Consider the following 15,070-nt stretch of genomic DNA (forward strand, 5'->3'; position numbering starts at 1 on the left):
TTAGTTAGATTTCGTGATAACTAGCTTGGAGGTTTTTCTATGTCAGATACGATTAATCAAAAGGATATTAACAATGCAGCATGGGCAGCATGTGACACTTTTAGAGGTGTAGTGGATCCAGCACAGTATAAAGATTATATTTTGGTTACACTTTTCTTAAAGTATATTTCTGATATATGGAGAGTTCATTATAAGAAGTATCAAGAAAGATATGGCAATGATGAAGAAAGAATCCGCCGTAAACTTGAACGGGAAAGATTTGTGCTTCCAAATATTGAGATTAAGAATCATTCCACTGGAGTATTGGAGGATAAATTCCTTGCTGATTTCTACAGCCTTTATGAGAGACGTAGCAGCAATAATATAGGCGAATTGTTTAATTTAGTTTTAGATGCTATAGAAGAAGCCAACAAAGCCAAGCTTGACAGTGTTTTCAGGAATATTGATTTTAATTCTGAGGCAAATCTCGGAAAGACAAAAGAAAGAAATAGAAGGATAAAAAATCTCCTTGAAGATTTTAATAAGCCTCAGCTTGATATGAGCACTGAGAACGTGTCTGAGGATATTATCGGTAATACATACCTGTATTTGATTGAAAGATTTGCAACTGATGCTGGTAAAAAGGCTGGAGAGTTCTATACACCTTTCCCGGTATCGCGATTGGTAGCAAAGCTTGCTCGTCCAAAACCCGGCGATAGGATTTGTGATCCTGCTTGTGGTTCCAGTACTTTATTAATCGAAGCAGGAAGAGAAGTTGGAAGTCCTGATTTTGCTCTTTTTGGTATGGAAGTCAATGGAAGTACATGGGCGTTAGCTAGAATGAACATGTTTTTGCATGGATTTGATAGTGCTCGTATCGAATGGTGTAACACTCTTACAAGCCCCGCTCTCGTGGAAAATGACAAGCTTATGAAATTTAACGTTGTAGTTGCGAATCCACCTTTCTCTTTAAATAAATGGGGTGCTGAAGAAGCTCAAAATGATAGGTTCAATCGTTTTTGGCGTGGAATACCACCAAAAAGCAAAGGCGATTATGCGTTTATTAGCCATATGATAGAAGCTGCCTTAGAGAAAGAGGGAAGGGTCGCTGTTGTTGTCCCTCATGGTGTCCTTTTTAGGGCTGGAGCTGAAGGGCGTATTCGTCAAAAGCTTATAGAGGAAAACTTGCTAGACACGATTGTGGGATTACCAGCTAACTTGTTCCAGACTACTGGAATACCAGTAGCAATTATGGTATTCGACCGTAGTAGAGAAAAAGGAGGGGTCAATGAAAACCGACAAGATGTTCTTTTTATAGATGCGAGTCAAGAATTTGAGCCTGGAAAAAATCAAAATTCTCTTTCCGATGAGCATATCAAGAAGATTATGGATACCTATTTGAGTCGCAAAGACGTTGATAAATATGCTCACGTAGCTACTTTTGAGGAGATTAAGGAAAATGATTTTAACCTCAATATACCCCGATATGTGGATACTTATAAAGAGGAAGAGGAAATTGATATCGATGCTGTTCAAAAGGAAATTGATTTACTAGAAGAAGAATTGGCTGCAGTGCGGGTGAAGATGACTGAACATCTTAAGGAGATCCGGCGATGAACTCCTTTTTCCCAGAGAGATCAATTAAAGAGATAGCGAAGGTGATTGTAAGTAGTGTCGATAAAAAGTCGGTTTCTTGTGAGGTCTCTGTGAGTTTATGTAACTATTCAGATGTTTACTATAACAACGTCATTACAAAAGATATGGTTTTTATGGGGGCGACGGCTAAAGAAAGTGAAATTGGAAAGTTTGCATTAATGCCCAACGATGTCGTTATAACAAAGGATTCGGAGAGTGCAAACGATATTGGCATTCCTGCTTTTGTTGAAAGCGTTCCAAAAAATTTAATTTGTGGTTATCATCTCGCAATTTTAAGGCCTAATAAATCTATTGATGCAAAATTTCTTTCGTATGCGTTACAGCTTCCAAAAGTTGCACGTAATTTTTATCGTTACTCAAACGGCGTTACGAGATTTGGGCTAACAGAAGAAACGTATCGAAAAGTTACAATACCTTTCCCCTCTTATTCCGAACAAAAGGCTATCGCCGATCTGCTGAGCACTTGGGATGAAGCTATCGAAAAAACTGAACGGTTGATCGAGCTAAAGGAGAAGCAACAATCTTTTTGGATGACTCGGTTATTGAAGAAACAAATCCGTCTTAAAGGATTTAATCAAGCGTGGACAGCATGTTCGTTAGGAGAGCTTTTTACAGAGAGAAAAGAAAAAGATTTCTCTAATTTGCCATTGCTTTCTATTACTAAAACTCAAGGAGTAATACCTCAAAATTTGAATGGTAAAAGAGATACTTCTTGTGAAGATAAATCTTGTTATCTTAGAATATGCAAGGGGGATATAGGGTATAACACTATGCGGATGTGGCAAGGAGTATCAGCTTTATCAAATCTTGAAGGTATTGTTAGTCCAGCTTATACAATTTGCGTTCCTAAAGATAATGTAGACGGGGTGTTTATGGCCTATCTTTTCAAACTCCCAAGAATGATCCACCTTTTTTATAGATATTCTCAAGGGCTTACTTCTGATACTTTGAATCTTAAATTTCATCATTTCAGTAAGATAAAGATTTGTATTCCTAGTTTAAAAGAACAGAAGGCTATTGCAAGTTTCTTAAAGGTAGCTGACAATGAAAAAGATCTCTTAGAAAGATTAAAAAAACTCTTAATAATACAAAAAAAGGGTTTAATGCAGAAACTTTTAACTGGAAAATGGCGAGTGAATCATAAAATCGTCAATCAACATATGGAGGTGTAATTATGGCAAAAGGTAAAAACCAGCATGTTGTAAAGCATCCCAGTGGTTGGGCTGTTAAAGGTGAAGGAAATACTAAGGCAACCAAAGTAACTCGAACACAAGCAGAAGCTATTGAAGTTGCAGAAAATATTGCTAGAAATCAAAAATCGGACACTAAGATTCATGGTGAAAATGGAAAGATTCGTGCTGGTAATAGCTACGGAAATGATCCTTGCCCACCAAAAGATAAAAAATGAGGATATAGCATGAGCAAAATATTCAGAATATTGAGTGTTGATGGAGGGGGAATTCGAGGAGTATATCCTGCCCATATACTTCGATGTATTGAAGAACGATTGCATATCAATCTTTACGAAATCTTCGATATGATTACTGGCACAAGTACTGGTTCTATTATTGCTGCAGGTGTGGCTATCCGTCTCCCAGTAGCCGATATTGTTGAAATGTATAGAAAGTACGGTAGCAAAATCTTTCAGAAAAAGAAGTTTTTCTTTTCAGGTAGAAATTTAAAAAAATTCTGCCAGCCGCTGGTAGATAGTATCTATGATTCTCAATACCTAGAGAAAATACTTAAAGAGGTGTGTCAAGGAACGTGTTTGGGTGAAATTGATAAACCTCTTTTGATTCCATCTACTGATATTGGTAATGGAGGAGTTCATGTTTTTAAATCAGGATATTCTACGGACTTCAACCGTGATAACAACGTCCTTCTCAAAGATGCTATTTTAGCTTCTTGCTCAGCTCCAATTTTCTTTGATCCACATAAAATTGACCATTATCTTTTAGCTGATGGCGGGCTTTGGGCCAATAATCCCGCATTGGCAGCTGTGATTGATGCTCAGCGACGTTTAGGGGCCGAAAAAGAGAATATTAGGGTTTTCTCTATTGGCACCGGTTATTCCAAAACGATGTATGGTACAAGTAAATTACGCAAATGGGGTTTTCTTAATGGATGGAGGCATAAAAAATTTATTGGCTTCATCCTGTCTTTGCAAAGTCAAAGCGCCATGAATTACCTAAAATTGCAACTTCGTTCCGAGCAGATTAAGCGAATTGATTTTAACTCTGATACTCCGTTGTCCTTAGATGATGTATCTGTGATCGATGATTTGATATCAAAAGCAGACAGAGACTTTACTCATGAGAGTACTTCGATTAGAGATTTCCTACAGGGAGGAGAATGATGATGATTATACTAGAACAGAAGAAATTAATTATTGAAAACATGATTGAATTACTAGAGCTACCTGAGTCAGCCTATGAAAAGGCTATAAAAAGGTACGAAGATATTGGTAGTTGGTTAAGTAGGGATGACTCTTCTGTTTATATAAACAAGCCTCATATTTTCCCACAAGGTTCTTTTCGCTTGGGAACAGCAATTCGACCACTTAATGATAATGAAGAATATGATGTGGATCTTTCTTGCAAGCTTAGAGAAGGTATTACACATGTTAGCCATACACAGGAGTTCTTAAAATCAATTGTAGGCCGAGAACTTGAAGCTTATCGAGTTTCCAGAGGAATCAAGGAAGCACTTGAGGAGAAGCATCGTTGTTGGCGCTTAGAATATCAGGATGATTTGAGCTTCCACATGGATATTGTTCCTTGTATTCCAGCTGATGAGAGTACAAAGAAAAAGACCGTTGAATCAATGCGCAAATTTGGCCTAGAGGAATCTATGGCAAATTCAGCTTCGCAAACCGCCGTTTACATTACGGACAATAGACGTCAAGGGTACAGAAGAATCTGTTGTGATTGGAAGATAAGCAATCCAGAAGGATATGCTCATTGGTTCGAATATCGAATGGATCCTCAAAGATTGAAAGCATTTCAAGTAAGAGGTCAAGTTGATAATATGCCCCTGTATAAGAGGAAAACGCCCTTACAACGAGCAATCCAACTATTAAAACGACACAGAGATCAGATGTTTAAAGGGAATGAAGATCTAAAACCTATTTCTATTATTATTACAACTCTTGCTGCTAGAGCGTACACAGGAGAACAAAATGTCTTTTCGGCACTACAAAATATTTTAAAAAACATGGGGCAGTATGTAAATAAAAGTACCCCACGAATCCCTAATCCTGTTGACCCAGCAGAAGATTTTGCAGACCGTTGGGGGATGGAAAAATATAAGAATCTTAATTTAGAAAAAAATTTTTGGGATTGGTTAAAGCAAGCACAACTAGATTTTGAGAGCATAACTTCCACTCTTGACACTCATTTTATTACAGAACAGGCACAACAAAAATTTTCGCTAAAGCTAAATCAATCTGAGTTATCTAGAAAACTTGGTATTAACCTTGATTCAGAAGAAAGAGTTACCCCTAAGGTTCATGTAATTTCAGATCCTGCGAAACCATGGGAAAACGGTTAATAAATGGGAAAAGAGGATCGATATGGTTTGATTCAATTTTTGAGAGATTATCCTAAAATGTCGATTGTTCCATCTAAAGATGTAAGTCTTTTGTTTAAGCTTAGGGGGCGATTTGACTTTCAGGTTCAACTCAACGAGCCTATCAACGGTAGCTTTATGCTTGAAATATTAGTTCCAATTAATTACCCTCAAGACTTGCCAGTTGTGAAGGAAGTCGAACGTCAAATTCCTCTTGATGGTTGGCACCATGTAAATAGTGATGGCTCTCTATGCTTGGGATCTCCAATTAGATTACTAAAAAAGGTTCATGATAATCCCAATCTAACAGGTTTTGCAGAAAATTGTCTTGTACCTTTCCTATGCGCCATATCCTATAGATTTAAATTTGGTGGTGATTTTATTTATGGGGAGTTGCGCCATGGGGCAGAGGGGATAATAGATGACTATAAGGATTTGCTTGGACTAAAAACTAAATCGCAAGTTTTAAAAACATTAAAATTACTAGGGATGAGAAAAAAACGGGCGAACAAAAAACTTTGTCCATGTGGGTGCAATCGTAAACTTGGAGCCTGCGAATTTCATTATAAATTAAATGACCTAAGAAAAATTGCTTCTCGATCATGGTTCCGGGAGCATTTTAAAAAATTAAAAAAGGAAAAGTAAGATAGAAGGAGACAGAAAAATGACTGGTTTCCATTTTAACGAAAAACATCTTTCTCAGATTCCAGCTTTGCAGGAATTAATCAATCTTGGTTTTATCTATCTAACTCCTGAGCAGGCTCTTCGCGAACGTCTCGGAAAAAGAAGTAATGTCCTTTTGGAGGGGATTTTAAGAGAGCAACTAAAAAAAATAAATCGTATTTATTACAAAAATGAAGAATATTTATTTAGCGAAGAAAACATTCAATCTGCCATTCAAAAATTTAAAAATATTGACTATGCTGGCCTTTTGAAGACAAATGAAAACATTTATGATCTCTTGACATTGGGGACTTCTCTTGAACAGACTGTTAACGGGGATTCAAAAAGTTTTAATCTTCATTACATTGATTGGTGCGATTGGACTAATAATAGCTTTCATGTTACTGCTGAATTTTCTGTGGAAAAGACGAAAAGCCTTGAAACGACAAGACCTGACATTGTCCTTTTTGTGAATGGTATTCCTTTTGTGGTAATAGAATGCAAGTCTCCTAATGTAGATATAGCAGAAGCAATAAGTCAGTCTATAAGAAATCAAAGAGAGGAGTATATTCCCAAACTTTTTGTTTACACTCAAATGGTAATGGGTATAAATAAGAATTCCTCTTTATATGCTACCGTAGGTTCTTCTGCAAAATTTTGGAATGTATGGAAGGAACTTTCCGACAGTGAAGATTCAGTATCTTCATGCATTAATAAGCCTATTTCCTCTCAAAATAAACAACTACTTTTTTCTGGTGATTTTGCACATTCAAAAACATATTTCGATGATTTAGAAAAGATAGAAAGAATTGTTACTGTTCAAGACAAAGCGGTTTTCAGCTTATGCCGTCCAGAACGATTACTGGATCTTGTCTATAAATTTACAGTTTTCGATAATGGAATTCGTAAATTAGCTAGATATCAACAGTATTTTGTGATCAAGTTTACTTTAAATAGAGTGAAGCAATATGACGAAGAAGGTTGTCGTAAGGGCGGAATTATCTGGCACACGCAAGGATCCGGTAAATCTTTAACTATGGTTATGCTTACACGAAATTTAGCACTAGATCCCGATATTCCTGCCCCTAAAATAGTTCTCGTTACGGATAGAGAGAACCTAGATATTCAATTAAGCAACACCTTCATGACATGTGGTTTTTACCCTAAAAGAGCGAAGTCAGGTAGGCATTTGCTTGAGCTTATAAGTGAACGCAAATCCTCTATTATTACGACTATCATTAATAAATTTGATAAAGCTTTAAATGTTAAACAGTTTCATGACGATTCACCAGATATATATGTACTTGTAGATGAAAGTCATCGTTCAAATTATAATTCCATGGCTGCACGAATGCGACAGATGTTTCCAAAAGCTTGTTATTTAGGATTTACAGGAACTCCTTTGATGAAGAAAGAAAAGAACAGCTTTTCTAAATTCGGTGGTTTGATTGAGCCCATTTACTCTATTCGGCAAGCTGTTGAAGATGGAGTAGTTGTCCCTTTGCTTTATGAAGGCCGTCATGTAGAAATGGAGCAAAATAAGAATGCTATCGATTTATGGTTTGAGCGCCATACCCAAAATCTTTCGAAGGAACAAAAGGCAGACATGAAAAAGAAATATGCTCATGCAGAAACACTCAATAAAACTGACCAGGTTATTTATATGAGAGCTTTTGATATCAGTACTCATTTTAAGGAAAATTGGCAAGGGACAGGCTTGAAAGCACAATTAGTAGCGCCAAGTAAAAAATCAGCTCTGAAATATCACGAATATCTTAAGCATATTGGTGAAGTGTCCTCCGAGGTCCTTATTTCTGCTCCTGATAAAAGGGAGGGATTTGAAGATGTTTTTGAAGACCCCACAGAAGAAGTCGTTTCCTTTTGGCATAGCAGAATGGAAAGGTATGGTTCAGAAGAGGAGTATAACAATCAGGTTATCAATCAATTTAAAAATGGAGAAGATCTGGAAATTCTTATAGTAGTTCACAAGTTGTTGACGGGGTTTGACGCTCCGAGAAATACAGTCCTTTATCTTTGCAGAAGCCTTAAAGAACACACTTTGCTTCAGGCTATAGCAAGAGTAAATCGCTTACACGATGATAAAGAGTTTGGCTTTATTGTTGACTACGTGAGTATTCTTGAAGAACTCGATAAGGCTTTGAATATGTATGATGCTTTAGAAGGTTTTGACGAGGAGGATCTTGTGGGAACACTCACTTCTGTGAATGAAGAGATAAAGAAGCTTCCACAAGTATATTCTGATCTTTATAATATTTTTAAAACAGTAAAACATAAAAAAGATGAGGAGGCTTATGAACAGTTGCTTGGAGATGATGCTTTGCGAGAAAGCTTTTATGAAAATTTGTATGAGTTTAGTAAAATTTTAAAAATAGCTCTTTCGACAGAGCATTTTCTCAATAAAACCCCGGAAAGTAAGATCAATATGTATAAAAATGATCTTTTACGTTTTCAAAAATTGAAGGCTTCTGTAAAGTTGCGTTATGCCGAGGCCATTGATTATAGGGATTATGAACCTAAAATTATGAAACTTTTAAACACGCATATTCATGCAGATGGAGTAATTCAGCTTAATAAACCTGTCAATATTTTTGATGATCGTACCTTTACTCAAGTCAAAGAAGATCATGGAATATTTCAAGGTAAGAGTATTGCTGCCAGAGCAGATATTATTGCACATACAACAAAAAAAGTTATTACGGAAAAAATGGAGGAAGATCCCGCTTTCTTCAAAAAGTTTTCTCAATTAATTCAACAAGCAATAGATGACTATAGACAAAAACGTCTATCTGATCTTCAATACCTAAATACAGTAAGTGACCTTAGACATAAAATTGTTACTCGTCATCATGATGATATGCCTTCACAAATAGAAGGTGATGATAACGCTATGGCATATTATGGAGTCATCCAACCCTTTTTCAATCAAAAAGGATTGGATGAAAGAAAGATTGAAGATATAGCAGCCGATATGGCCCTTGAAATCAAGAAGATTTTTTATAAATATTGGAAGGTACAGTTTTGGGATGATGAGGTGGCACAAAATAAAGTAATTAATGCTATAGATGATTATCTTTATGATGATATACGAGATGAGAAAAGAATCGATTTTTCTTCCGACGAAATGGATGAAATTATCGAACAACTCATGCAGGTAGCTAAATTTAGGATGGTATAAATATGCCTTTAAAGTGTTCAATTAAATATGGGAAAGAGGTTATTTGCTTCCATTTAATCTATTCTAATCGTAAAACCATTGAAATCTCGGTTTTTCCCGATTTAAGCGTGGTTGTTAAGGCTCCTTCTCATATAAATTATTCTGTTATTGAAAAACGTATAAAAAAACGAGCTAATTGGATTAAAAAGCAACAAAAATACTTTGAACAATTTACTATAAAAACGTCGACAAGAAGTTATATTGGGGGAGAAACACATCTTTATCTGGGTAAGCAATATAGACTGAAAATTTCAGTAGGGAATATATCTGAGGTTAAACTTACTAGAGGATACTTTTTAATCAGTTGTAAAAATGAAATCAAACCGGAAAAAGTGAAACAACTTATGGATAATTGGTATAGGGAAAAGGCGCGTGAGGAATATGAAAAAATTTTTTATCAATGTTGGCCTTATTTCGAAAAATTAGGGTTTTCTAAGCCGCAAATAAAAATTCGACAAATGAAAACTCGATGGGGAAGCCTATCAAAAAGAGGGAACCTTACATTGAATCTAGATCTCATTAAGGTGCCCAAAGAATGTATTGAATACGTTATTACCCATGAACTCTGTCATTTACGACATTATAATCATAGCGCAGATTTCTATAATCTTCTTGAAAAATTTATGCCAGATTGGAAACGACGTAAACATAAGCTAGAATTGACGTTTTTATAATGATCATTGTAAAAATGAACGCCGTTATATGCTAAAGAAGGAAAACGTGATAATAAAGTGTACCCCCAAAATAAGACTCATAGAAACCAGCATTTGGAGGTGCACTTTTTGTAAAGAACCGGTTATAACATTTTTATATTGGTTGCTACTGTGAAAATATGGGAACTAAAACTCACCACAAATTTTAATTTCGCTTTTTTTATTTTCTGAAATTAAAAAAGGGAATTTCTGATTCTCCAATAGAGAATTAAAAATTGAAGGATCAGGGTGTCCGTATTTATTATTTTCTCCGGCCGATATAATAAAAATATATGCCTCTTTTTTACTTAACTCAAAATTGTAATTGTGCTTTGAACCATGGTGTGGAACTTGTATCATGCCGATTTTCTCCCAGTAGCTTTTATATTTATTGTTTAGCTCTTCCCAATTATTAGCGTCATAATCACCAAGGTAAAGGCACCCAAGAGGTGGGTGGTATTTAATTTCATTCCAATGCTTCAAAAAACGTGAGGCATCATCAATAATTTCTAATAAGGGACATTTAAAATACTCTCGAAAATGGTAAGGTACATAATTATCATAAAAACGTAAAAAACTTAAAGAGCTTTCATAGTCCATCCACTGTTTGTCATAAAAGGATCCCTTTTTAATGTAATTCATATAAAAAAATTTATGTTTCGGTCCAGAATAAAGTGTCATGGAATTCGAATTAAGATCCCCATTTAGATTCCTATACGCCTCTTTTAATCTTTTTTGGGTTTCAATGTCTTTCCACATTTTTTTAAAGTCATCTGTAGATTCCAGGGAGATCCCTCTATCATTTAGCTCTTTTATTAGCGATGTACTTTGATTGCGCGCTTTATAATTAAATGGTAAAAAAACCCATTCGTTCCCCAGGCACGTTGTTATTTCGGTATCTGGATTTAAAATTGGTCCTTTTTGTCCCCCTTTCCTAGATGAGTCTTCTCTATTGAAGCGGTTATCATCAGGGTCAAGTCTAAATAAAGAGCCTTCACCACTAAAACGCTCACCTCCATACCCAATAAAATAAATTTTCCCTTCGAAGTTGGGTATTTGGTTGCTATCTTGTGCAGAGATTAAATTTTGAATAAATATGTTATTCCTATTATATATAGCATTATGAAGAAGAGCTTCTATCCTTTCTTCGTCAGTTAACAGAGGAAGAAAAATATTTTTGACATCACAATAATTTATTAGATACTTTAGACCGTTAACGTGGTCATTATGTAAATGAGAAATGAAAACAGCGTCTATTGGTTCTTTAGGAGTGAAACAGCTTTCTATTTCTGACTTTATGGTTTTTAGACTAGTTTCTGTACCACAATCATAAACAACGTTAAAGAAACTATTTCTATCTCTATCAAAAAATTTTTCGGTGTAGAAGGCTCCTTGCCCTATAGGATGGAAACATCTTTCTAGCGAAATTCCCATATTTTATATCCTCCCTTGTCATTGATATTCCTATTGATTTTGTTAGGATTATACTTTGATTTTTCTAAATTAATTTAGCAAAATACAAAAACTTTAACATAAAAATTTAAAAAATTATATTTAATACTTACTTTATTATACGTTATAAATTAAATTTTATTACAAAAAAATTTTATTAAATAAAATATAAATTTAATTATAAAAATAAAACTTTTAAAAATTAGCAAAGAACGTGAAGAGAGGTGTAATAACAGCTATATCCCCCTCCAACTTGACAATCCCTTTTTGTATAAATATATTAAAATGAACTATACCAACTCTAATCTAGTACAGACTTCTTCCGTTGCCATAAAAGCATACGACACAGCAATTTCTTACCCAATCTATCATCTAACCTATACACTCAGCCTTCAAGCCAGATCAATGTATCCATGCGAAAAGAACGTTTTTGCTAGATTCCACCAGAAAGGATGATGCTTTGTGAACAGAAAAGCTCGGATCTGGCCCAAAACGCAGCAGCCCCAATCCCGCCACTATAACTACCACTGCCACCACTCTTTACATCTATCAATCTTCCTCGCCGTTGCACTCATCTTTTTAATCGGATTTCAAGCCCACGCCTGCACCCGAATTCTCTATGAAACTGGCACAAATAACTACATCGTCGGGCGAACTATGGACTGGTACGACGATACAAAAACCGACCTATGGGCTTTTCCGCGCAGCTTGAAACGAGATGGAGGCTGTGGTTCCAACTCCATTACATGGACGTCAAAATATGGTTCGCTTGTAGCAGATATTTACAATACGGGAACAGTAGACGGAATCAACGATGCCGGACTCATCGTCAACGTTTTGTACCTTTCCGAATCCGACTATGGAGACGCCAAGGCGTCAGGACGCCCGTTACTCTCGATTGGCGCCTGGGGGCAATATATTCTCGACAACTACGCTACTGTTGCGGAAGCCGTAAATTCCCTCAAAAAAGAGCCCTTTTCTATCGTTGCGCCACCTCTCCCCGGAGGAAAAGCAGCCAGCGGCCATGTTGCAATCGCAGACACATCGGGCGACAGCGCCATCTTCGAATACATCGAAGGCAAACTTGTAACTCACCACAATCGCGCATACGTGGTCATGACCAACTCGCCTCCCTTTAATGAGCAACTGGCTATCGATAGCTATTGGAAGAGCGTCGGCGGCATGAAGTTTTTACCTGGAACCCACCGAGCTTCAGACCGTTTCGCTCGCATCAGCTGGAACCTCGACGCCACCCCCAAAGTAGACTCTCCAGAACGCGCCATCGCGACAGTTTTCTCTTTAATACGCCACATATCAGTTCCCCTGGGAATCGTCGACCCGGAAAAACCGAATCTCTCTTCCACACTCTGGCGCACAGTGGCGGACACTAAAGCCCGTCGCTACTATTTTGAGTCGGTGCTGACTCCTGCTGTATTTTGGGTGGATTTGGAAAAGTTGAATCTGAAGGAAGGGGCGAAACCCACGAAACTCGACTTGAGCAGCAATCCCATTCTCTCTGGCGAAGTCTCAAGTAAATTCACCCCAACGGAACCCTTCCCGTTCCTTTCGGAATGATATAAAAAGGCTTCTGCGGACTGGCGAAAAACCTGTTCACAGAAGCCTCTCTTATTTTACAGTTTCTACAGTTGATGGCAACAGTTGACGCTTTCCCTTCCAATATTGCTGGCAGACAAGTGACTTGTAACGTGCAGCCCATATGCTTCCATATCTCTGGCTACAGATATCACCTTAAGCAGATCAACGCCCGTCTTGACGCCTATTTTCTCTAAGAAGTTGACGAGATCTTCGGTAGCGAGGTTTCCTGCGGCGCCAGGAGCGAACGGACATCCTCCAAGTCCGCCCGTTGCCGAATCAAAGCGGCTGAACCCAAGCTGTAGCGCGGTAAGGGTGTTAACCATGGCCATGCCGTGGGTATCGTGAAGGTGGAGGAAGAAGGGATAGTCTCCATAGTTTTCTCTGATTCGTGAAAGTGTGTTGTTGATTTTTGATGGATCTGCGGTTCCGATAGTGTCGGCAAGTGTAACGCCGTCCACTCCTATTTCAAAAACGGTATCTAAAATCTTTATTACGGCTTCAGGGTCAATGGCTCCTTCGAAGGGGCAATCAAAGGTGGTGGCCACAGATACGCATAATTTGCATTCTCCCTTTATTGCTGCGACTTTTTTGAGCTCCTCCAAGGATTCCGCTACGGTTTTGCGAGTATTTGATTTATTGTGTGATTCGCTGGCTGAAAGAACAAAGTTAATCCAATCGGGGTTTGCTTTGAGTGCATTCTCGGCGCCTCTCAAGTTAGGAATGAGCGCTACGGATTCTATCCTATCCTTCCAATTCTTGTTAAACTCTTCCATGACTTCGGCAGCATCGGCCATTTGGGGAATGGCTTTGGGACTCACAAACGAAGTGACTTCCATTACCGAAATTCCCGTCTTTGCCAAGTCGTTTATGAATTTCACCTTATCCTCTGTGGGGATAAAGTCTTTTACGCTCTGGAAACCATCTCTGGGACATACTTCGCGTATAATTGCCGAGCTCGGCGCCTGAAGATGTGTCATTAGAGAATTTTTCTCCTTTCCAGCTCTTTCACTTCTTCCTCGTCCATATCGAGAAGTTCTTTCAGAATTTCAACATTGTGCTCTCCCAAAAGAGGGGAGTGGGTTCTTATGGTCGGAGGCGTGTCAGAAAGTTTGATATGGCTGCCTGTGATCGTCAGTTCCCCGGCAATTGGATGGCTGGTCTTTACGAACATTTCTCGGTCTCCGGCAATGTGGGGATCTTTGACGATCTGGTCGATTGACATAATGGGTGCGCATGGAATTCCGGCGTCGTTAATCAAGTCGAAAGCTTCCTGAACGGTGTGTTTTGTGGTCCATTCCTCGACGATAACCTTGAGTTCTTCATTTCTGGCGACTCGGTCTTTTACTTCAAGATATTCGGGAGCTTCGGCCAATTCAGGTCGTTCCATCACCGAGCAGAGGTTTTTCCATAATTTATTGTTGGCAGCGCCTATAACAAGACTTCCGTCTGAAGCTTTGAAGGAATCGTAAGGGTAGGTGGATTCGTAGCGGTTTCCTATTCTTTGAGGAATACGCCCCTCGATGAGGTAGATCATATTGATAATTTCGAGGCTGGCAACGGCGGAATCCACGAGCGCAATATCTACCTTTTGGCCCACTCCTGTGAGATTTCTTGCGTTGACTGCTGCGAGAATGCCGATAGCGCAGGAAAGACCTGCCAGAACATCGCCCATCGCCGTTCCGGTTCGTGTTGGTTCTCCCCCCGGCCAACCAGTTGTGCTCATAAGTCCGCTCATGGCCTGGGCGATAATATCGTAACCGGGACGCATCTTGTAGGGGCCCGTATGTCCGAACCCTGAAATTGCGGCGTAAATAATTCGGGGATTGATTTCTTTCAAAGTCTCATAGCCAATGCCGAGATTTTCCATTGTGCCTGGCCGGAAGTTTTCTGTTACAATGTCAGCTTTTTTAACCATTTCAAGGAAGAGTTCTTTCCCTTGCGGATCTTTCAAATTCAGGGTCATTCCTCTTTTGTTTCTATTGAGATTCATGTAGTAGGCGCTTTCGCCGTTCAGAAATGGTCCCATTGAGCGAGTATCATCACCACTATCTGCCCGTTCGATCTTTATAACATCGGCTCCCATATCGGCAAGAATCATAGTGCAGAAAGGACCTGCCAATACACGAGTGAGGTCAAGCACCTTCAGATTTGTTAGCGCACCTTTTGTCTCCATTGAATCCTCACGCCCTTCTGGATAATAGTTGCATACATGTTTAGTGCTCCACGTAAA

Annotated in this window: 12 protein-coding genes; 9 read left to right on the forward strand and 3 right to left on the reverse strand. The window is 38.2% G+C overall.

Annotated elements, in window-relative coordinates; all coding sequences use genetic code 11:
- Positions 1 to 39 precede the first annotated feature (39 nt).
- Genes RBH88_RS03510 through RBH88_RS03545 form a run of 8 tightly spaced genes read left to right on the forward strand, consistent with a single transcriptional unit; the run spans position 40 to position 9,774 of the window.
- The gene (locus RBH88_RS03510; protein ID WP_307879931.1) at positions 40 to 1,596 is read left to right on the forward strand and encodes a type I restriction-modification system subunit M; all 1,557 of its coding nucleotides are present in this window, start codon (positions 40 to 42) and stop codon (positions 1,594 to 1,596) included.
- Positions 1,593 to 2,807 carry a restriction endonuclease subunit S gene (locus tag RBH88_RS03515; protein WP_307879932.1) on the forward strand — a complete coding sequence of 405 codons (1,215 nt, stop codon included), beginning with the start codon at positions 1,593 to 1,595 and terminating at the stop codon, positions 2,805 to 2,807. Before RBH88_RS03510 ends, RBH88_RS03515 begins: the two co-directional genes overlap by 4 nt.
- 2 nt (positions 2,808 to 2,809) lie before the next feature.
- Entirely contained in the window at positions 2,810 to 3,043 is a 234-nt protein-coding gene (locus tag RBH88_RS03520; RefSeq protein WP_307879933.1) for a DUF2188 domain-containing protein, read from the forward strand.
- 9 nt (positions 3,044 to 3,052) lie between these two features.
- The gene (locus RBH88_RS03525) at positions 3,053 to 3,991 is read left to right on the forward strand and encodes a CBASS cGAMP-activated phospholipase (protein ID WP_307879934.1); all 939 of its coding nucleotides are present in this window, start codon (positions 3,053 to 3,055) and stop codon (positions 3,989 to 3,991) included.
- A 2-nt stretch (positions 3,992 to 3,993) separates the two neighbouring features.
- Positions 3,994 to 5,184, forward strand: a complete 1,191-nt coding sequence (locus RBH88_RS03530; protein ID WP_307879935.1) for a nucleotidyltransferase — start codon at positions 3,994 to 3,996, stop codon at positions 5,182 to 5,184.
- Between the two features lie 3 nt (positions 5,185 to 5,187).
- Entirely contained in the window at positions 5,188 to 5,847 is a 660-nt protein-coding gene (locus RBH88_RS03535) for a ubiquitin-conjugating enzyme E2 (protein WP_307879936.1), read from the forward strand.
- Between the two features lie 19 nt (positions 5,848 to 5,866).
- Complete coding sequence (locus tag RBH88_RS03540) at positions 5,867 to 9,061, forward strand: type I restriction endonuclease subunit R (RefSeq protein WP_307879937.1); 3,195 nt, start codon at positions 5,867 to 5,869, stop codon at positions 9,059 to 9,061.
- A gap of 2 nt (positions 9,062 to 9,063) precedes the next feature.
- The gene (locus RBH88_RS03545) at positions 9,064 to 9,774 is read left to right on the forward strand and encodes a M48 family metallopeptidase (RefSeq protein WP_307879938.1); all 711 of its coding nucleotides are present in this window, start codon (positions 9,064 to 9,066) and stop codon (positions 9,772 to 9,774) included.
- Between the two features lie 165 nt (positions 9,775 to 9,939).
- On the opposite strand, the gene RBH88_RS03550 is transcribed toward RBH88_RS03545, so the two are convergent.
- A complete protein-coding gene (locus tag RBH88_RS03550; protein WP_307879939.1) occupies positions 9,940 to 11,226 on the reverse strand; it encodes an MBL fold metallo-hydrolase in 1,287 nt (428 codons plus the stop codon).
- Positions 11,227 to 11,706: 480 nt separating this feature from the next.
- On the opposite strand from RBH88_RS03550, the gene RBH88_RS03555 reads away from it, so the two are divergent.
- The gene (locus tag RBH88_RS03555) at positions 11,707 to 12,819 is read left to right on the forward strand and encodes a linear amide C-N hydrolase (protein WP_213701214.1); all 1,113 of its coding nucleotides are present in this window, start codon (positions 11,707 to 11,709) and stop codon (positions 12,817 to 12,819) included.
- A 65-nt stretch (positions 12,820 to 12,884) separates the two neighbouring features.
- Here RBH88_RS03555 and RBH88_RS03560 read toward each other — a convergent pair whose 3' ends face one another.
- Entirely contained in the window at positions 12,885 to 13,817 is a 933-nt protein-coding gene (locus RBH88_RS03560) for a hydroxymethylglutaryl-CoA lyase (RefSeq protein ID WP_213701213.1), read from the reverse strand.
- Complete coding sequence (locus RBH88_RS03565; protein ID WP_213699513.1) at positions 13,817 to 15,013, reverse strand: CaiB/BaiF CoA-transferase family protein; 1,197 nt, start codon at positions 15,011 to 15,013, stop codon at positions 13,817 to 13,819. The genes RBH88_RS03560 and RBH88_RS03565 overlap by 1 nt, the downstream gene beginning before the upstream one ends.
- Positions 15,014 to 15,070 lie beyond the last annotated feature (57 nt).

The organism is Aminobacterium sp. MB27-C1, assembly GCF_030908405.1.
Lineage (GTDB): Bacteria > Synergistota > Synergistia > Synergistales > Aminobacteriaceae > Aminobacterium.

Coding starts and splice junctions, on each gene's coding strand:
- RBH88_RS03510 (WP_307879931.1), top strand. CDS start 40: ATGTCAGATACGATTAATCAAAAGGATATTAACAATGCAGCATGGGCA.
- RBH88_RS03515 (WP_307879932.1), top strand. CDS start 1,593: ATGAACTCCTTTTTCCCAGAGAGATCAATTAAAGAGATAGCGAAGGTG.
- RBH88_RS03520 (WP_307879933.1), top strand. CDS start 2,810: ATGGCAAAAGGTAAAAACCAGCATGTTGTAAAGCATCCCAGTGGTTGG.
- RBH88_RS03525 (WP_307879934.1), top strand. CDS start 3,053: ATGAGCAAAATATTCAGAATATTGAGTGTTGATGGAGGGGGAATTCGA.
- RBH88_RS03530 (WP_307879935.1), top strand. CDS start 3,994: ATGATTATACTAGAACAGAAGAAATTAATTATTGAAAACATGATTGAA.
- RBH88_RS03535 (WP_307879936.1), top strand. CDS start 5,188: ATGGGAAAAGAGGATCGATATGGTTTGATTCAATTTTTGAGAGATTAT.
- RBH88_RS03540 (WP_307879937.1), top strand. CDS start 5,867: ATGACTGGTTTCCATTTTAACGAAAAACATCTTTCTCAGATTCCAGCT.
- RBH88_RS03545 (WP_307879938.1), top strand. CDS start 9,064: ATGCCTTTAAAGTGTTCAATTAAATATGGGAAAGAGGTTATTTGCTTC.
- RBH88_RS03550 (WP_307879939.1), bottom strand. CDS start 11,226: ATGGGAATTTCGCTAGAAAGATGTTTCCATCCTATAGGGCAAGGAGCC.
- RBH88_RS03560 (WP_213701213.1), bottom strand. CDS start 13,817: ATGACACATCTTCAGGCGCCGAGCTCGGCAATTATACGCGAAGTATGT.
- RBH88_RS03565 (WP_213699513.1), bottom strand. CDS start 15,013: ATGGAGACAAAAGGTGCGCTAACAAATCTGAAGGTGCTTGACCTCACT.